The organism is Epilithonimonas zeae, from assembly GCF_900141765.1.
Classification (GTDB): domain Bacteria; phylum Bacteroidota; class Bacteroidia; order Flavobacteriales; family Weeksellaceae; genus Epilithonimonas; species Epilithonimonas zeae.
Genome location: NZ_FSRK01000002.1, coordinates 472,997 through 495,098 on the forward strand (window position 1 = coordinate 472,997; position 22,102 = coordinate 495,098).

General features: G+C 35.4%; 18 protein-coding genes. 11 read left to right on the top strand and 7 right to left on the bottom strand.

All coding sequences use genetic code 11. From position 1 onward, the window contains the following. Positions 1-30: 30 nt before the first annotated feature. The gene (locus tag BUR19_RS13970; protein ID WP_074236063.1) at positions 31-912 is read right to left on the bottom strand and encodes a cupin-like domain-containing protein; all 882 of its coding nucleotides are present in this window, start codon (positions 910-912) and stop codon (positions 31-33) included. 223 nt (positions 913-1,135) lie between these two features. Between BUR19_RS13970 and BUR19_RS13975 the strand changes: the two genes are divergently transcribed. From BUR19_RS13975 to porW, 5 genes are all read left to right on the top strand, one after another. Then, positions 1,136-3,847 (top strand): carboxypeptidase-like regulatory domain-containing protein, encoded by a 2,712-nt coding sequence (locus BUR19_RS13975; RefSeq protein WP_074236064.1) that lies wholly within the window; start codon positions 1,136-1,138, stop codon positions 3,845-3,847. A gap of 90 nt (positions 3,848-3,937) precedes the next feature. After that, positions 3,938-4,840: a GLPGLI family protein gene (locus BUR19_RS13980; protein ID WP_074236065.1), complete on the top strand. Its 903-nt coding sequence runs from the start codon at positions 3,938-3,940 to the stop codon at positions 4,838-4,840. 72 nt (positions 4,841-4,912) lie between these two features. Then, a complete protein-coding gene (locus BUR19_RS13985) occupies positions 4,913-5,434 on the top strand; it encodes a KdsC family phosphatase (RefSeq protein WP_074236066.1) in 522 nt (173 codons plus the stop codon). 60 nt (positions 5,435-5,494) lie between these two features. Beyond that, positions 5,495-6,067 (top strand): Maf family nucleotide pyrophosphatase, encoded by a 573-nt coding sequence (locus BUR19_RS13990; RefSeq protein ID WP_074236067.1) that lies wholly within the window; start codon positions 5,495-5,497, stop codon positions 6,065-6,067. An 83-nt stretch (positions 6,068-6,150) separates the two neighbouring features. Further along, positions 6,151-8,721 (top strand): type IX secretion system periplasmic lipoprotein PorW/SprE, encoded by a 2,571-nt coding sequence (gene porW, locus BUR19_RS13995; protein ID WP_074236068.1) that lies wholly within the window; start codon positions 6,151-6,153, stop codon positions 8,719-8,721. 34 nt (positions 8,722-8,755) lie between these two features. Here porW and BUR19_RS14000 read toward each other — a convergent pair whose 3' ends face one another. From BUR19_RS14000 to miaE, 3 genes are all read right to left on the bottom strand, one after another. Then, positions 8,756-10,132, bottom strand: a complete 1,377-nt coding sequence (locus BUR19_RS14000; RefSeq protein ID WP_074236069.1) for a tryptophanase — start codon at positions 10,130-10,132, stop codon at positions 8,756-8,758. A 237-nt stretch (positions 10,133-10,369) separates the two neighbouring features. After that, positions 10,370-10,984, bottom strand: coding sequence for a DUF502 domain-containing protein (locus tag BUR19_RS14005; RefSeq protein WP_074236070.1), 615 nt, complete (start codon positions 10,982-10,984; stop codon positions 10,370-10,372). A gap of 8 nt (positions 10,985-10,992) precedes the next feature. Continuing rightward, entirely contained in the window at positions 10,993-11,574 is a 582-nt protein-coding gene (gene miaE / locus BUR19_RS14010; RefSeq protein WP_074236071.1) for a tRNA-(ms[2]io[6]A)-hydroxylase, read from the bottom strand. A 163-nt stretch (positions 11,575-11,737) separates the two neighbouring features. Between miaE and BUR19_RS14015 the strand changes: the two genes are divergently transcribed. After that, a complete protein-coding gene (locus BUR19_RS14015; RefSeq protein WP_139297358.1) occupies positions 11,738-11,971 on the top strand; it encodes a hypothetical protein in 234 nt (77 codons plus the stop codon). A 31-nt stretch (positions 11,972-12,002) separates the two neighbouring features. Here BUR19_RS14015 and BUR19_RS14020 read toward each other — a convergent pair whose 3' ends face one another. Then, complete coding sequence (locus BUR19_RS14020) at positions 12,003-13,100, bottom strand: acyltransferase family protein (RefSeq protein WP_074236073.1); 1,098 nt, start codon at positions 13,098-13,100, stop codon at positions 12,003-12,005. A gap of 241 nt (positions 13,101-13,341) precedes the next feature. Here BUR19_RS14020 and mutL point away from each other — a divergent pair, with 241 nt between their 5' ends. The 4 genes from mutL to BUR19_RS14040 are packed head-to-tail and all read left to right on the top strand — an operon-like array spanning position 13,342 to position 17,193. Then, on the top strand, positions 13,342-15,111 hold the full coding sequence (gene mutL, locus BUR19_RS14025; protein WP_074236074.1) for a DNA mismatch repair endonuclease MutL: 1,770 nt from the start codon (positions 13,342-13,344) through the stop codon (positions 15,109-15,111). Positions 15,112-15,114: 3 nt separating this feature from the next. Continuing rightward, positions 15,115-15,864 (top strand): rhomboid family intramembrane serine protease, encoded by a 750-nt coding sequence (locus BUR19_RS14030; protein ID WP_074236075.1) that lies wholly within the window; start codon positions 15,115-15,117, stop codon positions 15,862-15,864. Further along, on the top strand, positions 15,865-16,845 hold the full coding sequence (locus tag BUR19_RS14035) for an endonuclease/exonuclease/phosphatase family protein (protein ID WP_074236076.1): 981 nt from the start codon (positions 15,865-15,867) through the stop codon (positions 16,843-16,845). 18 nt (positions 16,846-16,863) lie between these two features. Beyond that, positions 16,864-17,193 (top strand): hypothetical protein, encoded by a 330-nt coding sequence (locus tag BUR19_RS14040; protein WP_074236077.1) that lies wholly within the window; start codon positions 16,864-16,866, stop codon positions 17,191-17,193. A gap of 6 nt (positions 17,194-17,199) precedes the next feature. On the opposite strand, the gene BUR19_RS14045 is transcribed toward BUR19_RS14040, so the two are convergent. Further along, a complete protein-coding gene (locus BUR19_RS14045; protein ID WP_175565914.1) occupies positions 17,200-18,861 on the bottom strand; it encodes a helix-turn-helix transcriptional regulator in 1,662 nt (553 codons plus the stop codon). 308 nt (positions 18,862-19,169) lie between these two features. On the opposite strand from BUR19_RS14045, the gene BUR19_RS14050 reads away from it, so the two are divergent. Continuing rightward, positions 19,170-21,368, top strand: coding sequence for a T9SS type A sorting domain-containing protein (locus tag BUR19_RS14050; RefSeq protein ID WP_074236079.1), 2,199 nt, complete (start codon positions 19,170-19,172; stop codon positions 21,366-21,368). A gap of 83 nt (positions 21,369-21,451) precedes the next feature. Here the strand turns inward: BUR19_RS14050 and BUR19_RS14055 are convergent, their stop codons facing one another. Beyond that, positions 21,452-22,048: a superoxide dismutase gene (locus tag BUR19_RS14055; protein ID WP_074236080.1), complete on the bottom strand. Its 597-nt coding sequence runs from the start codon at positions 22,046-22,048 to the stop codon at positions 21,452-21,454. Between the last annotated feature and the right edge of the window lie 54 nt (positions 22,049-22,102).

The following is a 22,102-nucleotide window of genomic DNA, read 5'->3' on the forward strand; positions in this document are numbered from 1 at the left end:
CATTTTTATTTATTTTAGAATTGAAAACAATTACTTAGGCAATCCTCTTTTCAAAGCATAATTGGCTCTTGCGATTGCTTTTTTCTCTTTCCAATTCATATAATTAGCTTTGAAATTTTTCTTCATAAAATTATCAAAACCTCTTTGCACTGTAAGATTCCAAAGGGAATTGACTTTTACAGCAAAACTTTTATCCCAAGCTCTCAGAGAAAGAGAAAAACTTCCGTCCAGATATTTCATCCAGTGCCACCAACCTGTTGGCATAAAAAGCGTATCGCCGTGCTCCAAGAAACATTCTATACCTTCTACACCATCCAGTGCAGGGAAATTCTTGAAATCCGGATTCTCTATATCGTAATCTTCCAAAGCATAGGTCGCATATGGCAGACAGTACAACCTTTCTTTCCATTTATAATCAAAAAGAAGAACATGTTTTCTACCATTGAAATGCGTGTGGAAAATATGCGCCAAATCTATGTCATAATGCAAGAAAGTCACAGAACTTTTACCACCGAAAAACATACTTGGATATTTGTCCAGAAAACCACCCATCAATTCCTTTGGAGAAATATAATCATTCAGAATTTTTGGAGCGTGTTTTATGGGATCAAAGAAGAAGATTCTAAGATCAGTCGGTTCTCTTTGGATGAGGTCGATATAATCAGCAAACTTCATCTCGGTAGTCGGCGCATTGATTGGAGCCGCAGGATCCGCTTTTGCACTGTCATACAAAGGAACAGTTACATCGCCTACAACTTCCTTTATATAATCCATCGTCCATTTTTGGTAAGCCGGCCAGTTTCTCGCCATATTTTTTATCACAACAGGCTTGCGTGGTTTGAGATACTTTTCCAGAAAATCTTCTTTAGAAATATCGTCTACTATATCAATTGGTTTTAGAATGATTCCCATATTAATGTAATATTAAGGCACAAATTTATTAAATTAATGTTTCCGAAGAGAAAAAACATTTCCTTTATTTATAACAATTACAAATAGTTTAAATCTATATTATAATTTCTGATTTATAAATTAATCAGTCATTTAACTTTTTATCTTTTTTGCACTCCAAAAAAAACTTTGTAACATTTTGCAATTTTTAATTACTAACTATTTAGTGATACAATTACTAACTATGAAAAAATTATTATCAGTTCTATTTATCCTATCTTTTTCTATGATTGTTTTGGCACAAAAAACAATTTCCGGAGTGATAACCGATGCCGATGGAAAACCGCTTGCAAGCGCAAGTGTAACAGTTGAAGAACCAGGAAAAAATGCAATCCTAGCATACGGAATTTCCAATGCAAAAGGGGAATACAAAGTTTCTGTAAACTCATCGGAAGGTAATCTGGATTTAAAAATTAAAGCCTTTAATCAGAAACCAATTACACAAACTATAAAAAACGAAGATCAAAAACTGAACTTCTCAATGGATTCTCAGGCTACAGAAATCCAGGAAGTGAGACTTAAAACAAAACTAATCACCAAAAAAGGCGACACCATTTCATACGACTTAAAGTCTTTTGAAAATAAAAATGACAGAACCTTAGCTGATGTCTTGAAAAAAATCCCAGGGATTGAGGTTAACAAAGATGGAACTGTACTTTATCAAGGTGAAGCGATTAACAAATTCTATGTTAATGGAAAAGACTTGATGGAAGGCGGTTATGGAACAATCAATAACTCGTTGCCAAAAGATGCTGTTTCCAAAGTAGAGGTTTTGGAAAATCACCAGCCGGTAAGTATTCTTAGAGATAAAGTTCCTTCTGAACAAGCTGCTCTTAACATTAAGCTAAAAAAATCTGTAACAATGACCGGTCGTGGAGAAATTGGAGCAGGCTTCAGTCCATTACTTTGGAATGTGAAATTAACACCAATGTTTTTTGGACAGAAAAATCAATGGGTTGTTAATTACAAGGCTAATAATAATGGTGAAAGTGTTGAGAATGAAGGAAATCTTTTATCTTTTGGCAGTAGATGGGAAGGCAGAAGAAGCCAAGTATCAGCAAACCGTTGGCTAAATGTAGAACAAGCTCAAACACCAGATTTACCAGAAAAAAGGTATTTATTGAATAATGTTCATTTTTTCTCTGCAAACCTATTAACAAGTCCTTTCAAAAATAAAGAATGGGAACTAAAACTAAATGCTAATTACACCAACAATGCTATTGAAAGAGATTCATATTCTAATGAAATATTAGTTAACGGATCTAATATAGAAAGAACGATACATAATGATTTCTATACTAATAAAGCTAAAGGGGAAATGATCTTTACAAAGAATGCAAAAAAAGGCTTCTTTAAAAATACTACAACGTGGACAGGAATGTGGTCAGATAACCAAGCTGATGCTTTTAACCAAATAAGTGCGGACGAAAACCTTAATGCTCCTACATTTAACTTTACAAACTCTTTAAGCACCATATTGCCTTGGAAGGATAAGTTATTCAATGTAATGAGCTATGTGAGTATCCAGAATGATAAACAAACATTAAGTTCGAGACCAGGAAGATATTCTAGCTTTGTCCCAGACCCATTATTTAGCACTCCTGAGCAATTTATTCCGAATAATTTTGAAGCATTACGTCAGTATATTTCTTTAAAAAGTATTAATACAACGCATTCTGCATCAGTTGGATTAAGCTATAGAAAATGGACTTTTACGCCAGAAGCTGGAATTAGTGTTAATTTCAATTCAATGAAATCAAATCTTAATGGAATTAATGGGAATGAATCAACTTTATATGGTTTGGATTATCAAAACAACATCAATTGGAATGAGGTTCAGCCTTATACACAAGTAGGTGTTAATTACAAATCTCAAAATATAAACTTGAATCTAACACTCCCAGTAAACTTTTATGGAATTGATTATAACGATAACTTAAGAGGAACAGGACAAGCGATCAATAAAACCAGATTTGAGCCTACTATGTTTGGTTCTTATGATTTTGCATCGTTTTTCAAACTTTGGATTTTTGGAAGTATTGCTAATAGTTTTGGAAATTTTGGAGATTTATATGCTGGAAATATTCTTACAAATCCAACCTTTGTACAAGTTAAGAGTTCTCAACTTCCTGAGACTACATCTAGAAATGCAAGTTCAAGATTAGAATATAGAAACCCGCTTAATAATTTATTCTTTAATGTAAGTTATAGAATAGGGAACAATACTAATAATTTGGTTACCAATCAGAGAATATCACCAAACGGAACAATCCTGTCAGAAATACTGGAAAGAGATAATACATCTACATCCAATAGTCAAAGAGCAGAAATAGGAAAATATTTTCCAAGTTTCAAAACAAACTTCTCTGTTAATTTTACGAATAGCAACAGTAAAAATTATAGTATGATAAGTGATGTGAATGAAGATTTTGAGACAATCAATGAAAGATTTTATTCAATTAAAAATGAGGGTCAAGCTTTTGGTCTCAAATTCAATAACACATATTTTAGCTGGCTAAGCGTAGATTATAATCTAACAATGAACTGGAGAAAAAGTACAGATAACTCTAGCAATTTAACCAATAAAAACAGTGATTGGAATCACAATTTAGCTACATATATCTATCCTTCGGACAACCATACTTTCGGATTTATATGGGATGATATAACAACAACTCTTGCTATGGAAAGCTATAGAAATTCATTTTTTGATGTTTCCTATCAATATACTTGGGTAAAAAAGAAAATTGATTTTGAGTTTAAGTGGTTAAACATTGGAAATAAAAAAGTTTATGAAACTATTTCTGTGAATACCCTTACCAACTCTATAAGAAGAAACACGTACAACATCCGTCCAAGCCAGTTTATGTTCACTGTAAAATTCAACTTCAAATAACACACTATTTTATTATAACCAAAAAGGTAGCGCGATTTTTTTCGTCTGCCTTTTTATTTTTCTTAATTTTAAATCACTAAATCTTTAGTTATGAAGAAAACATTTTTATTATTGATGATTACTTTGAGCTTAGCATCATTTGCTCAAGGAACAAGGATTATGTATGAGTACAAGTTCGCTTCTAATCTCGAAAAGAAAGATTCGCTTGAGACAGAATTGATGTATCTGGACATCAAAAAAGACGGCAGCAAGTTCTACAGCAGGCAGAAATTTGTAAGTGATTCTACAAGAGATGCCTATTTTAAAAAGCAAATTGCAACAGGTTCTACCAATTTTAACTACCGTGGCGGAAATGGAGGCAAAATTGGATATTCGGTTTCCAAATCTTATCCGGATTTCAATATCGTTTTACATACCGGTATTGGTAACTCTAGATTCAGTGTTAAAAATGAAAATCCTATGGCCTGGAAAATACTTCCTGATAAGAAGACAATTGATAAATTCGAAGTTCAAAAAGCAACGCTCGACTTCGGTGGAAGAACCTGGACGGCTTGGTTTTCTCAGGATTTTCCTTTTCAGGACGGACCTTATAAATTTTCAGGATTACCAGGTTTGATTTTGGAAATGGAAGATTCTACTGGAACGCATATATTCAAGTTTGTTGGCAGCAAAAAGTTTGATGAAGTTGAGAAAATTGAAAAAGAAGAAATCGGAAGTACACGTGGCGGGATTGTTGTAAAAACATTCGGTGTTCCTGGCGGAAAAGAAATCGAGGTTTCTGAAGAGCAGTTCAAAAAACAGTGGAAAGAATACAAAAATGATCCTGTAAAAGATACACGCCAGATGCTATCACAAGGAAATATGAAGCTAACGCTGAATATTGATGGAAAAATGATGTCGGAACCTTCAGAGGTTCTGCGGGCAATGGAAAAAAATCAAAGAGAGGAAATCAAAAATAATAACAACAAAATTGAACCAGCTCTTTACCCTTAATTAGACATAAAACACTATTTTTATAGTCCTCTTTCGAGAGGACTTTTTTGTGTTAATTTTTAAAAATTTAAAATGAGTTATTTACCAAAACTTAAAAATATAAAAGCTTTCGTTTTTGATGTCGATGGCGTGTTTACAGATGGAAGCGTTTACCTTTTGCCAGACCAGAATATGTCTCGTGTGATGAGCGTTTTGGATGGTTATGCGGTGGTTCAGTCTCTGAAACAAGGTTACATCATTGGCATTATCACTGGCGGAAATGACCCAATGGTGAAAAACAGGATGGAGTATCTTGGCATCAAAGATTATTATGCTAAATCTTCTCACAAAGTTTCTGATTACGAAGATTTCAAATCCAAATATAATTTACAAGATTCCGAAATTCTAATGATGGGTGACGATATTCCGGATATCGGGATTATGAAATTAGCTGAGATTTCTGCTTGTCCAGCGAATGCAGTTCCGGAAGTGAAAGCCATTTCAGATTATATTTCACCAATTTATGGAGGCAAAGGAGCTGTGCGTGATGTGATAGAACAAGTGATGAAAGTTCAGGGAAAATGGAATCTGGACGAAGAAACAAAGTCAGCTTAAATAATTGAAAATGAAACGATTTATCGTTCCATTTGACCATTGAAAAATAGAAATAAGCAAATGAAATTATTACTCGCTTCCAATTCACCTAGACGAAAAGAATTATTATCACAATTAGGTTATCAATTCGACATCGTTAAAATCGATGTTGATGAGTCTTATCCTTCTGACTTGAATCCGAATCAAATCGCAGAATATGTCTCAGCCAAGAAAGCAAAAGCTTTCGATGTTAATGAAGACGAAATTCTTTTGACTTCGGACACCATTGTTGCATTAGACCAAAAAATTCTTCTTAAACCAAAAGACGAGAATGAAGCTTTTGAAATGATAAAAAGTCTTTCGGGAAAAATACATCAGGTTTATACAGCTTTTACAATCAAAACATCGGATTTGGAAATCAGTAAAACGAGTAAAACTGATGTGGAATTTTCTGAGATTAGCGATGAAGAAATTAAATTTTATATCAACAATTATAAACCTTTTGACAAAGCCGGATCATACGGAATCCAGGAATGGCTGGGAATGGCAAAGATCAAACACATTTCCGGTTCTTTCTATTCTGTGATGGGTTTTCCAGTGGATTTGGTTTACGAAGAACTCAAAAAACTGAATTGTTTTCCAAGCAATTTGTAAAACTAATAGCTTTAGATAATTTTCCTTACAAAATTTCGTTATTTTTACAGATTCAACCAGAAATTTCATTTTGAAATAATTAGATGAGAAAATATTTACTAATCATACTTGCCGTCGTAAGCGTAATTGCCTGTAACCCGCGCCACAAAAAGAAAAAAACTAAAAGTGGTCCTATTAACCGGTTTATGACGTTTCATAATACTTTATTCAACAGTAGAGAATCTTTTCTTGCCGAGATGGAAAGCAGAGACAAAGCGCACGTTGACAACTTTTACGATCCTTATATTTCTGTTTACACCACAGAAGATAATCTTACTGATGTCCAAAATGGTACAGTCGCAACAGATAATTCTGATTCTGGGCCAATGCCACTAAGAGGAGCTACCAGAAATACTTCTCCAGATGGTAACGAAAGAATGGGAGGCGCAAATCCCAATAAAAAAGGCGCTACAACATTACAAATTACCGAAGCTAAAGCACTGAAAACTATTACCAAATATTCAGTTCTTGTAAACAGCGTAGAGAAGAATAAAAAGATTTTTGACGCTTATATTTTGTTGGCAAAGGCAAGAATGTATCAAGGTAAATATTTGGAATCTCTGGACGCATTGGGTTACATTTTCAACACAATGAGCAAGGATAAAAGATTGCCTTTGGCGAGAATTTATCAAGCGGTTAATTATTCTAAACTAAAAGAATATTATCGTGCTGATGAGGTTTTCAGAGATTTGGAAGAAGATCCGAAGATCAAATTAACCAAAGAACACAAAAGAATTCTGAAAGTTTATCAAGCTGATAATTTCCTGAAATGGGGCAAAAAAGAATTGGCTGCTGAAGTTTTGGAAGAAGCCTTTACTTATAACAAAAACAGAAAAATAAAAAGCAGAATCGCCTATTTACGCGGGCAAATTCTGTCAAATCTTAATAGAAAGGATGAAGCCAGAGAATCTTTTGCTGCAGCTTACAAATATGCAAACAGCTATGAATTTGAGGTTAAATCTCAGATAGAAATCGCTAAAACTTTTGATGGAAAAGCCGATAGCTACGATGAGGCGATGGCTTACCTTGCTAAAATTGCCAAAAAAGGAACTTATGCTTCCCGTAAAAATGAGTTGTACTACGCAAGTGGATTAATTGCTACTTCTGCCACAAAAGATTCTATCGCTGATTCTTTCTTCAGAAAAGCATTGAAGGAAAAACAGTCTGATCCGCAGATTCGTGGACTAACTTATTCCGAATTGGCTAAAAAATATTTTGCAAAAGACGACTATTTGACTGCCGGTGTTTACTACGATAGTGCATTAGCTGTGATGACTTATAAGCCTGAAAAAGACAGATTGACAGATCTAACAGCCAATATCAAGAAGCTTTCTAAGAATTATTACGTTGTTAAAAAGAATGACAGTATTCTGAATCTTTCCAAAATGAGTCTTGATGAAAAAAGAGAATATTTCACAAAGTATATTGAGAAAATCAAACAGAAAGAAGCAGTAGAAGAACTGGAAAAGAAGCGTGCTGAACGCAGCAAAGGTTTTGATAATTCGGATTATAATGCTAATTCTATTTTCGCTAATAACTCTACGGATGCTGGTAGCTTCCAAAATTTTGGAATTAATACCGGAGGCTCAACTTTCTATTTTGCTAATGCCAACAATATCCCAAGAGGAGAAACATCCTTTAAACAAACTTGGGGTAACAGAACTTTGATGGACAACTGGCGTTATTCGGCAAAAACGACAACGATTGAAGAAATGAAGAATGAAGCTTTAGGTATTGCTAATGCGCCGGATCCGAGACGTTTGGAGCCAGAATTTTATATTGAGAAAATCCCAACTTCTCCGGAAGAATTGGGAAGATTAAAAAAAGACAGAGATACTGCAAGTCTTGGGATGGGAAGGATGTATGAGTCGTTTTTTGGAAATACCAAACTGGCAACTAAAACTTTGTATGACCTTGTAGATAATAAACCAGATGAGGAAACCGATTTGATGGCGTTGTACAATATCTTCATCTTCAATTATGAGAAAAATCCGGCTGATGCAGAAAAAGCAAAGCAGTTGATTTTAGAAAAATATCCTTACACTTCTTACGCTGAGTTTGTGAAAAATCCGAAAAACAAGGATTTCAACAAGTCATCAGAAGATGTGGAAAAACTCTATGCGGATGCTTATACGCTTTATCTGACAGAAAAATATGCTGAGTCCAATACAATGATTGATAAAGCTATTGCGGACAATCCAAAGGATGCGCTGGTTCCTAAGTTTTACTTGTTGCAAGCCTACAATGCTGGAAAAACTGCTGGAAAAGAAATAATGATATTACAGTTGGAACAAATTGTTCTCAATTATGGTAAAACACCGGAAGGTAAGAAAGCAAAAGATCTTTTGAAATATCTGAAAAGTGATGTTAAGCTAGAACTTACAGATGAAAGCGGAAATGCAATATCTCAAAAACCGCAACCAACAAATACCGCGTCTGAAGAAGCAAAACAAAGATTGAAACAACAATTGGATGCTAGTGAAGGTAGTGTAGCTTCACCCGCCACTCCTTCGATCAGCAGACCAGGAACTCCTGGAGGTAATGAAACAAATACTCAGCCTCAGCAAGTTGAATTCAAAACAACCAAAGCAGAGCAAGTTAAGAAAAACAAATAAAAAAGAGAGCAATTCAAATTGCTCTCTTTTTATTTTATGCTTTGTCCAATTGAACTGTGAAGTGTCTCAAAATCTCTGGTTCTCGTTTGATTTTGTAACCTTTTGTGATGTCGTTTCTTCTTTCAAAAACATTGATTACTGCTGCAGCAACATAATCCATATGATTATTCGTGTAAGTTCGTCTTGGGATTGCCAACCTCAGCAACTCCAGTTTTGGATAGCGGTTTTCTCTTGTTTCCGGATCTCTGTCAGCCAGTAAAGTCCCGATTTCTACGCCACGAATTCCAGCTTCTTTATAAAGCTCTATTGCCAATGTTTGAGCAGGGAATTCTTCTCTTTTGATATTTGGTAAGAAATTCAGTGCATCTATGAAAACAGCGTGTCCACCGATTGGTTTCTGAACAGGAATTCCGGCTTCCATCAATTTGTTTCCTAGATATTCTACTTGAGAGATTCGGCTTTCCAGATAAGGAAACTCTGTCGCCTCATCTAGTCCTGACGCTAAAGCTGACATATCTCTGCCAGCCATCCCACCGTAAGTAATGAAACCTTCGTAGATGATTGTGAAATTAGAAGCTTGTTCAAAAATTTCTCTGTTCTTCAAAGCGATGAATCCGCCAATGTTTACCAAGCCATCTTTCTTGGAGCTCATCGTCATCCCGTCACCGTAAGAGAATAGTTCTTTGCAGATTTCTTTAATGGTTTTGTTTTCCTGACCTTTTTCTCTTTTCTTTATGAAGTAAGCATTCTCAGCAAACCTCGCCGAATCAAACAAAACAGGAATTCCGTATCGGTCAGACAGTTCTTTTACCGCTTTGATGTTTTTTAAAGAAACTGGCTGTCCGCCAGAAGAATTGCAAGTAATCGTAATCAGACAAAACGGAATCTGTTCTTTCGGATGAGCTTTGTAAACCGCTTCCAGTTTTTCTAAATCCAGATTTCCTTTAAAGGGATGAAGGTCATTGATGTCAAAAGCTTCATCAATTGTACAATCTACGGCGTGCGCTTTTCTGATTTCTATGTGACCTTTCGTTGTATCAAAATGAGAATTTCCTGGAACAATGTCGCCTTCTTTTACCATTACTGAGAATAATACATTCTCAGCTGCACGACCTTGGTGTGTTGGCAATAAATAAGGAAAACCTGTGATTTTTTCAACCGTTTGTTGCAACGCTTCGAATGATCGGGAACCAGCATAGCTTTCGTCGCCAATCATCAATGCGCCCCATTGTTTATCGCTCATTGCGCCCGTCCCGCTGTCTGTCAGCAAATCGATGAAGACATGGGAACTTCTGAGGTTGAATAGGTTATAGTTGGCGTTTTTCAGCCATTCTTCGCGTTGTTCTTGAGTAGATTGATATATTTCTTCGACCATTTTGATTCTAAATGGTTCTGCGTATGGTAATTTCATAATAATGAATAGTTAAGAATGAATAATTAATTTTTAAAAGTTGAAATTAATTGACAAAATTTATTAAAAGTACAAACCCGCAGCCCGACTTGAGCGGAAATCCTTTTTGTTTTTTTGCTAAAAAATAAAAAGATTGGGAGCGGAAGGCGGAAAAAGCTGCCCTAATAAAAAATGAAATTAATTTCGGAAAGGATTGATAATGAACAGAAACATTCATTATTAATTATTAATTAAAAACTACTCCGGCGCTTTGAAAACGTTGTCGTCTGAATGGAAGCCGGCAACACCTCCACTAACTGCAAATTTCATGGCTTCAGCGGCGCTCATTCCGGATACTTCTTTGACGTTATTGAATTTGGTGATGATGACCCAGCCGGAAACCGCGTAGGAATGGGGCAGATAAACGGCGATCATTTGGTCAAGATTAACAACGGACATATCAGCTTGTGTCAAAAATCCAATTCTCCAGATTTCAGGATTCTCATTCGTTTTGACCCAAACCGGAACATTGAATTTTTTCTTATCTCCAACGAAAGATCCAAGAACATCTTTTAGCGAAGTGTAGAGAAATTTGATTCCTGGGATATGTTCCAAAACATAGTCCACACCGTCAACAATGAGCCTTCCAATAATAAATTTGTTACCAAAAAACCCAATGAATGTGGTTCCGAAAATTACGATGAAAAATATAAGTCCTGGGAATTTTCCCGAAACTGAAGGCACCAAATTATCAATACTACTCACGACGCTCCAGATGACCCAAACCGTGATGGCAAGAGGCCCAATAATAATCAATCCCTGAATAAAGGATCGTATAAAGAGTCGAAGATAATCGTTGAGATTTCTGTCCATTTTAGATTTTAGCCGTGGATGGTTTCTTTGTTACCGTAGGATTTCATAATGCTAGCCTCGTATTCCAGCCATTCTTCCCAACGTTTGTTCACAGTTTCCGGGTCGCCCAATTGTCTTGCAAACCCGATAAAGGCTGTATAATGATTGGCTTCTGAAACCATCAGGTCGTGGTAGAATTTCTTAAGTTCTTCGTCTTTGATATTTTCTGTCAAAACCTTGAAACGTTCACAGCTTCTGGCTTCTATCATCGCAGCAAAAAGCATCTTGTCAATAATCTGATCTTCTCGCTTACCACCTCTTACCAGAAACTTCACAAGGTCGTTCACATAATCGTCTTTGCGGGTTCTTCCAAGAACGCCACCTCTTTTCTTGATAATCTCGTGAACCTGATTGAAGTGATCCAATTCCTCCTGTGCAATGGCCAATAGTTCGGTTACCATTTCTGTATATTCTGGAACCATGGTGATAAGGCCGATGGCATTGGTCGCTGCTTTTTGCTCACACCAAGCGTGATCGGTAAGAATCTCTTCCAGATTACCTTCTGCAATGTTAGCCCAACGTGGGTCTGTAAGAAGTTTAAGACGGAACATTTTATATTTTTTGTAAAAATAAGGATTTGATTGATTGTTATTAAATATTTTGTTAATAAAAAATTATTTTTTGAATTCAACTGCCATATAATTATACTATAATTAATTATATTAAAAATTGGCACAGATGTTGAAAAATTATCATCAACCAAATAATAAAATTATGAAAAATTCAATCATTATCAATCGTTCTAGATTATTTCTTTTTAGCTTCTTAACGTTTTTCTCATCTGCTTTGACATTCGCTCAGGATTCAGCCGTTGTAAAAACTACTAATGTAACCACAACTTCTACGGAAGAATGGCAAACCAATCCGACTTATTGGATTATTGGTGGCGTGGTTCTTATCATCATCGTCGCAATTGTAGCGATGAGCGGAAGAAAAAGAAATGATTAAAATTTATAAAGCGCTTTTAGGAGCGCTTTTTTTATGGATTTTTCGAAGTTGTCTTTTCCCTCAAAAATTCCAACACCATCCAACCCAAATCATCTACTTTTTTCAAACCTTTGGAAATCAAAAACGCTAAGAAAATATTCAGTGGATAAATAATCAATACCAACAGATACCAAGGCAGAGAATCTTTCATCGGAACAACAAGGAAATAAATCAAAGATGAACTCATCCCTTGAGCAAAATAAAAGAAGATTGCATTTTGTCCTACATTTGTAATGAAATTTGATTTAGTGATTTTCAATCGGTTATAGAAAACGAATAAAGTTACTAATGAGAATAGTGTCCAAATAATGTAAGGAATCTTCGGTGGGAATTTTTGTTTGTTGAGTTTATAGAACATATCGCCTCCGTAATTCCAAAACATCCAAGCTAAAGCAACAGCTACCAATCCGTACAAAACCGGAACCATTTTCGTTGGAATCATTTTGCCTTTCATTCGGTTTCCAATCAGGAATACAGCCATATAAAATGCAACATAACCGCCTTGCCCATTAGGATAATATTGAGGAAACAAATTGAATATTAAAGTTAAAGCCACACAAACACCAATAAACCAATTGATGTGTTTTGGGAAAAATCTCAGAATCAAAACACCGAGAACTGTCAGGATATAATAAACTTTCAAATACCAAAAACTTCCCATCACCACAGGAAAAGTATCACAGTTGGAGTACTCGTGCAAATACCAATTTCCCAAAATCTGCCATTGCGGTTCAGACGAAATACTTCTCGGAACATATTTGCTTCCAAATGTTGAATAGAAATCTTTGAGCCAATCAAAAGAGAAAAAACTTAATCCAAAAACTTTGAAAAAATAATCGAGGAAAAACAGAAACGTTACAAAAATCATATAGGTAATTTGCAACTTCAGCAATCTGTAAAGTGTCTTTTCGATATTATTCCCAGACGTGATTCCGCTCAATGCGTAAAACAACGCTACATCAAAAACCAGAGAAAAAACGCGCGCTTCCACCGGCATATAAAACTGTCCGCTCCAAAACGCCGTGTGGATAAATATAATGGAAATGGTTGCCAGTCCTTTGGCAAAATCAATATAGAGGTCTCTTTTCATTAAATGTGATTTAAATATCAATAGGATTGAGCTTTAGCCCATTCACAAAAGTAACAACATTAGAGGCTTCAGCCAAAACATATTATAAATTTCGGCTAAAGTCATTTCGTAATCTAATTTTACCATTGGGCTAAAGCCCAAAGCTATTGATATCCGTTATTGTGAATCGAATTTCTATTTATAATTATTTAACTTTCATCGCTCGATTCTTATCCTTATTTTTGAAAGTTCAATTCTAGAGATGTCAGATATCATTCAACTTTTACCAGACCATGTTGCCAATCAAATTGCTGCAGGAGAAGTCGTGCAAAGACCAGCTTCTATTGTCAAGGAATTATTGGAGAACTCTGTGGATGCGGGTTCCAGTAAGATTCAGCTCATTATTCGTGATGCGGGGAAAAACTTGCTTCAGGTTGTTGATAACGGAATTGGAATGTCTGAAACTGACGCCAGATTAGCTTTTGAACGTCACGCAACCTCTAAAATCCGTTCGACGGAAGATATTTTTAAAATTGCGACCAAAGGTTTCCGTGGAGAAGCTTTGGCTTCTATTGCTGCAGTTGCTCAGGTAGAACTCAAAACCAAACAGAAAGACGCGCCAGTCGGAACGAATATTTATATTGAAGGCGGAATTTTCCAGTTTCAAGACCCGATTCAAACCGTTGAAGGTTCCAATTTTTCTGTTAAGAATTTGTTTTACAATGTTCCTGCGAGACGCAAATTTTTGAAGAATGACAATGTAGAATTTCGTCATATCATCGATGAATTTCAGAGAGTTGTTTTGGCTCACGAGAATATCGAGTTCGAAATGTTCCATAATGATGAACCTGTCTTCAAACTAAGAAAAGGCGGTCAAATGCAACGCATTATTGATGTTTTCGGGAGAAAGTTGCAACCGCTTTTGATTCCAATCAAGGAAGATTTGGGTTGGGCCAATTTGCAAGGTTATGTTGCAAAACCAGAAGGCGCGAAAAAAGTCCGTGGTGAGCAATTTTTCTTTGTCAATGGAAGGTATTTCAAAAGTCCTTACTTGAGCAAAGCTGTTCAGGAAGCATTTGATGGATTATTACAACCAGGTTATATTCCTTCATTTTTTCTTTATCTGGAAATGGATCCGGAGAAAATAGATGTGAATATACATCCACAAAAAACGGAAGTTAAGTTTGAAGACGAAGCTTTGATATTCGCTTTGATGCGGTCTACCATCAAACGTTCTTTGGGAATTTATAACGTTGCGCCAAGTCTCGATTTCGAAAGAGATCCAAAAATGGAAGCATTTTTTTCCCCGACGCCAAGCAAAAGCAATTACAGTTCGCCAATGCCTTCTTCCATTAATGTGGATAGAGATTTCAATCCATTTTCTGTAGAAAAAACCACGGAAGAAGAAAGGATTAATCTTGCCGAATTATATCAGGCAACAGCCACTGCGGCACCTTCCAAAATCAACCTTTTTGAAGATGATGATTTGGACGAAGATCTTTTCCGATTGCCCAACGGTTATTGGCTTCTGAACAAGGACGGACAAACTTACATGTTGGATTTGGGCAGAATGCATCGTGTGTTGATGTCTTCTCATCAGGAAAATCTGCCGACGAAAAAAGCGGGGCAAAGTTTGTTGTTTTCGTTAGAATATCATCTGAATGAAATCGAAAAAAACAAATACAAATCCATCAAAAAATATTTGCCGGATTTTGGTTTCGAAATGACTTTGGCTCAGGAAAATGTATTGAGAATCGAAACCGTTCCGGAAGCTTTGAAGGAATCTCAGGTTATCAAATTTCTGGAAAAAATATTCGAAGTTTTGGAATACAGAACCGAGGAAGATTTCTACAAATATTTTGAATACCAATGGGTTAAGCTGAAAACTAAATCAAAATTCGATTTCATTTATAAAACTGAGGTTGAACAATTGGTAAAAGATTTTATCGACCTTGGTTTCCCACAATACACCGTAAACGGAAAAAAATGTTGGATGGAAGTTCCGTTTGACGATTTTAAAAATAAATTTTAAACTATGTTTCCACAAATAACACCTGTTACCCGAAATATAATCATCCTGAATGTCATCTTTTTTGTAGGTACATTGTTACTTGGGAATTTTAACATCAATGTTGATGCGCTTTTAGCAGGATATTTTCCCTTATCTCCAAACTTCAGGTCTTGGCAAATTATTACGCATATGTTTATGCACGGAAGTATTATGCATATTGTTTTTAATATGTTGACGCTTTACAGTTTTGGACCAGTTTTGGAGCAGGTTTTAGGACAAAAAAAATTCATTATTCTATATTTTGCTGCAGGTTTAGGTGGTTTCGTTTTGTACAATATTTGGAACTATGTTGAAGTAAGTCAAATCACAAATTTTTTAACTAGTCAAGCTTACGATATCCACGAAATTTATAAGTACGCAGACATTAACTACAGTGGAGAGATGCCAATTTCTTCTAATTCTGAAGCTGTGAGAGACTCTGCTCAAAGTCTTTTTAATATATTGAGAACACCAATGGTTGGAGCCTCAGGCGCAATCTTCGGAATCATTGCAGCGTTTTCTACATTATTTCCAGATGCCAAGTTGATGTTTATGTTTATTCCTTTTCCTATTAAGGCAAAGTATCTAACACCTGTTATTATTGTGGTTTCAATCGTTTTGGGATTTGGACAATTCAGTGGCGATAATATTGCACATTTTGCCCATCTTGGAGGCGCTTTGATTGGTTTTCTTTACATCAGAAACTGGAAAAAACACCGAGACAGAATCCAATAAATGGGAATCATTCGATTAATTTTAACGGTATTTCATCTGATAATTATTGCTCTGCTTTTCGGAACAATAATTAATGCTTACATCCCGCCAAATGTTTTGGGGTTTCTTAATCTTTTATCATTAGGATTTCCGATTCTCATTATTATTAATATTATTTTATTGATATTCTGGATTATTACTTGGAAAAAAAGAGCGGTGGTTTTTCTTGTTTTATCTTTATTTTTTATCATTCCTACGAGACGCTGGATTAATTTCACACCTACGAAAACCGAAACTCCGAATTTGAAATTGATTTCTCTCAATGGGAAATCAGGGAAATTTGGAGACGAAAGCATTTATAGTTTTCTTAATAGTCAAAATGCTGATGTCGTTCTCACACAAGAATATAGAAGTGCTGAAAATCTTAAAGGCTTTGAATATTTTGAAAGAAATTTTCCCGTTGTTAAAATCCAGTCAAGATTTCCGATTGTAAAAAGCGGAATTGTAGAAACTGATGCAAAAAACGGACGTTGCATCTATGCTGATATCAGGGTTAATGAAAAAATTATTCGATTTGTGAATGTTTACATGGAACCTTTTTACTTACAGAAAGATATGGTAAGACCCACTAAAGATATGAATGTGAATGAAGAAAAGGCCAAGAACATTCTGCACAAACTTGTTCCAACTTTCCGAAAACATCAAAGTCAAATTACTCCAATAAAATCATTTTTGGACAGTTCGCCTTACCCAATTATTCTTGCCGGAGATTTCAACTCGGTTCCAAATTCTTATGAATATTACACCTTATCTGAAAATCTGGAAGACACATTTCTAAAAGTCGGAAAAGGAAGCGGAACAAGTTTCCACGATTTCAAATTTCCTCTGAAAATCGACCACGTTTTCGCATCAGAATCCATCGAGCCTATCAGTTATAAAGTAGACAGAAGTGTCAGAATCTCAGACCATTTTCCTGTGATTGCTGAATTTTATATCAAATAATTTTCGATATTTGTTGATATGAAACAATTCTATTTCTTTTTGATTCTTGCTTCAATGTTATCTTGTTCAAAAAATGCACCGGTTCTGAACAATTCAGACCAATTGGATGCTGCACCACAAATCACGTATGATACAACAGCTATTGATTCTTTTGGTCCGGGTGCAACTTCCGAAGCTGTGATGGCAAAAATCAATGCTGTGGCGATAAAACGAGAAAAAGATAGTCTTGCCGCGATTGCAAAAGTTGAACAGGAAAAACTCGACAAAGAGAAAGCAAAAAAAGAAGAAGAAAATAAAACAGACAAAAAAACCGAGGACAAACCTACTGAAGAAGTAAAAACGAATTAACAACCGTTATATACTTCTCACAAAATCATCCAGACTGTCTTCTTCTTTCAGCATCAGTTTTTTCTTTAGACGATAGCGCCCGTTCTTGACTGTTTCTCCTGAGACATTCAGTATTGTAGCCACCTGCTTTGTTGTCATCCCCATTTTGAAATAGGCGCACATCCGCATATTATTCTCTGTAAGATCTTTGCATATTACTTTCAATTTATTAAAAAAATCAGGATGCACTTCATTAAAATGATGAATGAACTTGTGGCTTTCTGCTTGTGTATTGAGATTATTTTTCACCACTTCTATGATATTGTCATAGATTATCTGCTTTTGATTTTCTCCATTGGCTTGACCAGCTTTATGTAGAACTTCTTTCAGCACAGTGTTTTTACTTGAAAGCATTAAAGAGTATGATGCAACCTCTCTTTTTTTTGCATCCAATAATTCTTTATGTTTTTCTTCCTGAAGCTGTTTTAAATTTTTCTCATAAAGCAATTGTTTTTGAAGCGATTCTTTTTCAGACTCTCTAATAATTGCTTGTTGTCGCCTTTTTTGATAGAAAATAATAAGGAAAGCTGAACCTAAAAGAATAATGAAGATAGAGGAGATCAAAGTTATCAGGAATCTACGTTTTTCCAACATTGTATTTTGTTTAGAAATCACGACTTCTTTCTCCGCCGATGCCAGAAAGGTTGACATGTAAGTTTGGTAAGAATCGATGGTTTTAGAGTTACTAAGGATTTTTTCCTTTTGCTCATTGTATTTTTTCAGATAGATAAAAGCTTCTTTTGTATTACCTTTCTTCTCAAAAATCAATGATTTAATCTGATAAACCAAGGACAACTGTTCTACGTCTCCTGTTTCAATAGATAACTTTTCTGCTTGATCAAGGTCTGATTCTGCTTTTTCAAAATTGCTGTTTCCCAAGGCATAAGAACCTAAATTAATTAGCAAAGATGTGGTAAACGATTTGTTATCAATTTGATTTCCAATATTTAAAGCTTTACCAAAATAAATATTTAACAAATCTTCTCGATTTTCCAAAGAATAACAACATCCGATATTAAGATAAACCACTGCCAACAGACCCAAATCATTCAGCTTTTCTACTACAGGAATTAATTTTTCCAGTTCTTTCAATGCGATTTTGCGACCATTATTGTCAAAAGCCTGACTGCTGTAGAGATTGATAGCAGACTTATAATATTCTGCTTTTGGAAGCGCCTTTACCAAGGACTGCTTAGAAAACTGGCGTGACATATCATAGTTCCTCGTCCTAAAGCAGATAATTCCGAGTAATTGATTGATCCTGGCCACAAATAATTGATTTCCTATTCTTTTATAAATTATTAAAGCTTTTAGAGAATTGGTAAAACTATCTGTGTAATTGCCGGTAATAGCATTATTTAAAGCTAGGGCATGAAGCAACAATGCATTTTCGAAAGGAAATTTATTTTCATCAAAAATCTTGAGTTTAGAATTGATTTTAGAATTAATTTCCAAATCCGATTTACCTTGCGCATAATTAGCCACCGATTCCCAATATAGATATTGCGGAATTAGCTCAGAATGTGTATCGGCAATCTTTTCCAACCTGGATAAAAGATTCCTCGTTTCTTTATTTTGGATGAAGGCTTTCCTATTAATTTCAGAAGCAATAGTATTAAAATTTTGCAAATAAGTTGAACAAAAAATATTGGTAAAACTTAATAAAACAAAAATCGAACTCAGAAAAAAACGCATTTTCATAATACGCTGATGAGATATTTAATCAATAACATATTGACGGACAAATTAAAAAAACTTAAAGTAGATGAAAGGTAAGGAAAACATTTAATTCGACTGATTATCAACCATAAATAAAATTCCACATATCAAAGATAAGCAATATTTTATGAGATGCACACTCTTTGCACACCTCCTTTTTTTGTCCAAATGATAGTTTTCCCAATACTTTTGTGAAATATTTCTAACAAAGTAATTACATGCAAAGAATCAAATTTATTTTTTCAGCATTTGTATTTTTATTGATATCTTTTAATACAAAAGCTCAGTTTTCAGGATCAGGGAACGGAACGGAACAAGAACCTTATCAGATCTCTAACTCAACCCAATTGGATGAAGTCAGAAATTTTCTAGGGCAAGCCAATAGCAATATCCATTTTGTAGTGATGAACGATATTGATTTAGCTTCATTAATCGCCGATAAATATCCCATTGTAGGATGGGAACCAATAGGAAATGCAAGCGATGTGGAATCAACCTCATTTTATGGCTCATTCCAAGGAAATGGATTTACAATTAAAAACCTTTGGTTCTCGAGAACCGAAGCAGATAATCTAGGGTTATTTGGTGTTACCAAAGATGCTATTATCAACAATCTGAATATCCAACTTTCAACCTCTGGCATCATAGGAGGAAATTATGTCGGTATTCTTGCAGGACAAAGCGAAGGAGGCAGTATCACAAATGTAAAAACATTTGGAACAATCACTGCTTTAAGTTATTCCGGTGGACTTTTAGGAAGTTCAACAGGTAATACTTTAATTCAAAATAATTCTGCTAATGTAATCATTAATGCTACAGGTAGCTATGTTGGCGGATTGATTGGGGAAAGCTCATCGCTAGTAAGCGACTGTCAGTCTTCCGGCGAAGTCAATACAGAAGGAGATAACGTAGGTGGATTGATTGGAAAAACATCAGCCGAAGTTTCAGGTTCTAGTTCTTCCAGTAATGTTAAAAATACAGGCGGTTCTTTTACAGGGAACTTTATGGGAGGATTAATTGGTGTTAATCAAGCACCAGTTAATAACTCTAACGCTTCAGGAAATGTAACGGGAATCAGTACACTTGGTGGGTTAGTTGGAGATTCTTATGCACCTATCAGTAATTCTTATGCCACAGGAAACATCACAGGAAGAATGTGGGTTGGTGGTTTAGTCGGTGCTTCTGATTCAGTTACTAATTCCTATGCAACAGGTATCGTTTATACAGACCAAAAGATTGGAGGTGGATTAGTTGGACAATCCTATGGAGCAATTACAAGTAGCCACGCAAGCGGATTTGTGAGCGGAAGTCAATCACTTGGAGGATTAGTTGGGGTTATGGGAGGCACTGTTTCTTTTAGTTATGCGACTGGAAATGTGACGCAAATTGTTTCCGATAGCACTCCGGAAGGAGGTTATGTTGATATAGGAGGTTTGGCAGGCTCTAGCTTCAGTAATTCTTTTATTGAAAACTGTTTTGCTTCTGGTGATGTAACGGCAACTGACAATACTGCGATGTATGTTGGCGGTCTGATAGGACTTAGTAACGGTATTTCTAATAGTTATGCTTATGGAACAGTGACCGGCGGATATTCACTCGTGGGAGGTTTGGCTGGAACTACTTGGGCTCCGATTGTAAATTCTGCAGCTCTTAATCCTTGGATTAAATCTTCAGCAGAAGGAAATCTTAACAAAATCCACAGACTAGTTGGCGATATAGAGTTTGAAACAGAAGTAATTAATAGTTATGCGCTTGATAATATGCTGGTTAACGGTGCAATTGTTACCGATGGTACCAGTGATTTTTGGTCTGGAGAAAATAAATCTATTGAAGAATTCCAAAAACAATTAACGTATGGGAATGGATTGAATTGGGATTTCGAGAACGTTTGGAAAATACGCGAAAACCACGGATATCCTTACCTGCAATCAAGCGAGTATCTTACAAGCATCATCTCTTCTGATATCAATAATAAAACTTGGGGAGCTGTTTCACCAATGGGAATTGTGGCTGTAAATGACGGTTTATCCAAGACTTTCGAATTCTCTCCAGCTGATGGATACGAGATAGAATCCGTTTTAGTAGACAATGAAAACATTGGAAAACCAAATAATTATACTTTTTCAAATGTGATAGAAAATCACACAATAATGTTGATTTTCAAACTAAAACAACTCGGTACAGACGAAATAAAAAACAAAAACATTACTGTTTATCCTAATCCAACTGCAGATTTTATTTATGTTTCTGGAAACAAAAAAATTACATCTCTGGAGCTTTATAACAGCAATGGACAAAAAGTTTTGAAAACTAGCGACAGTAAAATGGATTTAGCTCCCGTAACAGTTGGAGTTTATATCTTGAAAATAGTTACAGAAAATGGTGAAATCTCTAACAGCAAAATCATAAAAAAATAAACGGCATTTCAATTCAAATTCAATAAAAAAACCACCAAATTTTGGTGGTTTTGTCTGTTATCTAGTGTCTAGAATATTTCAGTCTATTTGTTATAAAGCTCTTCAACCTTATCCCAATTAATCACATCAAAAAACGCAGACACATAATCTGGTCTTCTGTTTTGATAATTCAGGTAGTAAGCGTGCTCCCAAACATCCAATCCAAGAATCGGAGTTCCTTTTACATCAGCAACAGGCATTAGTGGGTTATCTTGATTCGGAGTAGAAGAAACAACTACAGAACCATCAGCGTTTTTAACTAACCAAGCCCAACCAGAACCAAATCTAGTTTTAGCCGCATTAGAAAAATCTTCTTTAAATTTCTCAAAACCACCGATTTTCTCGATTTCAGCTTTCACGCTTCCAACTGGCTCTTTGCTTCCGCCCGGAGTCAAAAGTTCCCAGAAAAGTGAATGGTTGTAATGTCCGCCTCCGTTATTTCTCACGGCTGGTTTATCTGTACCTGTTTTTTGGATTTCTTCAAGAGATTTTCCTTCAAGGTCTGTTCCTGCAATTGCATTATTAAGATTATCCACATAAGCTTGGTGGTGCTTAGAATGGTGGATTTCCATTGTTTTCGCATCGATTGTTGGTGCCAACGCATCGTATGCATAACCTAGTTTAGGTAATTCGAATGCCATAGTTTCGCTATTTATTTGTTAATAATAAATGAATTGCCCAAAAATACTCAATAA

Bases quoted from the DNA above. Each gene is read 5' to 3' on its own strand.
- BUR19_RS13980 (WP_074236065.1), top strand. From the start codon at position 3,938: ATGAAGAAAACATTTTTATTATTGATGATTACTTTGAGCTTAGCATCA.
- BUR19_RS14000 (WP_074236069.1), bottom strand. From the start codon at position 10,132: ATGAAATTACCATACGCAGAACCATTTAGAATCAAAATGGTCGAAGAA.
- BUR19_RS14055 (WP_074236080.1), bottom strand. From the start codon at position 22,048: ATGGCATTCGAATTACCTAAACTAGGTTATGCATACGATGCGTTGGCA.
- BUR19_RS14005 (WP_074236070.1), bottom strand. From the start codon at position 10,984: ATGGACAGAAATCTCAACGATTATCTTCGACTCTTTATACGATCCTTT.
- BUR19_RS14030 (WP_074236075.1), top strand. From the start codon at position 15,115: ATGTTTCCACAAATAACACCTGTTACCCGAAATATAATCATCCTGAAT.
- mutL (WP_074236074.1), top strand. From the start codon at position 13,342: ATGTCAGATATCATTCAACTTTTACCAGACCATGTTGCCAATCAAATT.
- BUR19_RS14015 (WP_139297358.1), top strand. From the start codon at position 11,738: ATGAAAAATTCAATCATTATCAATCGTTCTAGATTATTTCTTTTTAGC.
- BUR19_RS14020 (WP_074236073.1), bottom strand. From the start codon at position 13,100: ATGAAAAGAGACCTCTATATTGATTTTGCCAAAGGACTGGCAACCATT.
- porW (WP_074236068.1), top strand. From the start codon at position 6,151: ATGAGAAAATATTTACTAATCATACTTGCCGTCGTAAGCGTAATTGCC.
- miaE (WP_074236071.1), bottom strand. From the start codon at position 11,574: ATGTTCCGTCTTAAACTTCTTACAGACCCACGTTGGGCTAACATTGCA.
- BUR19_RS13990 (WP_074236067.1), top strand. From the start codon at position 5,495: ATGAAATTATTACTCGCTTCCAATTCACCTAGACGAAAAGAATTATTA.
- BUR19_RS14050 (WP_074236079.1), top strand. From the start codon at position 19,170: ATGCAAAGAATCAAATTTATTTTTTCAGCATTTGTATTTTTATTGATA.
- BUR19_RS13975 (WP_074236064.1), top strand. From the start codon at position 1,136: ATGAAAAAATTATTATCAGTTCTATTTATCCTATCTTTTTCTATGATT.
- BUR19_RS13970 (WP_074236063.1), bottom strand. From the start codon at position 912: ATGGGAATCATTCTAAAACCAATTGATATAGTAGACGATATTTCTAAA.
- BUR19_RS13985 (WP_074236066.1), top strand. From the start codon at position 4,913: ATGAGTTATTTACCAAAACTTAAAAATATAAAAGCTTTCGTTTTTGAT.
- BUR19_RS14035 (WP_074236076.1), top strand. From the start codon at position 15,865: ATGGGAATCATTCGATTAATTTTAACGGTATTTCATCTGATAATTATT.
- BUR19_RS14040 (WP_074236077.1), top strand. From the start codon at position 16,864: ATGAAACAATTCTATTTCTTTTTGATTCTTGCTTCAATGTTATCTTGT.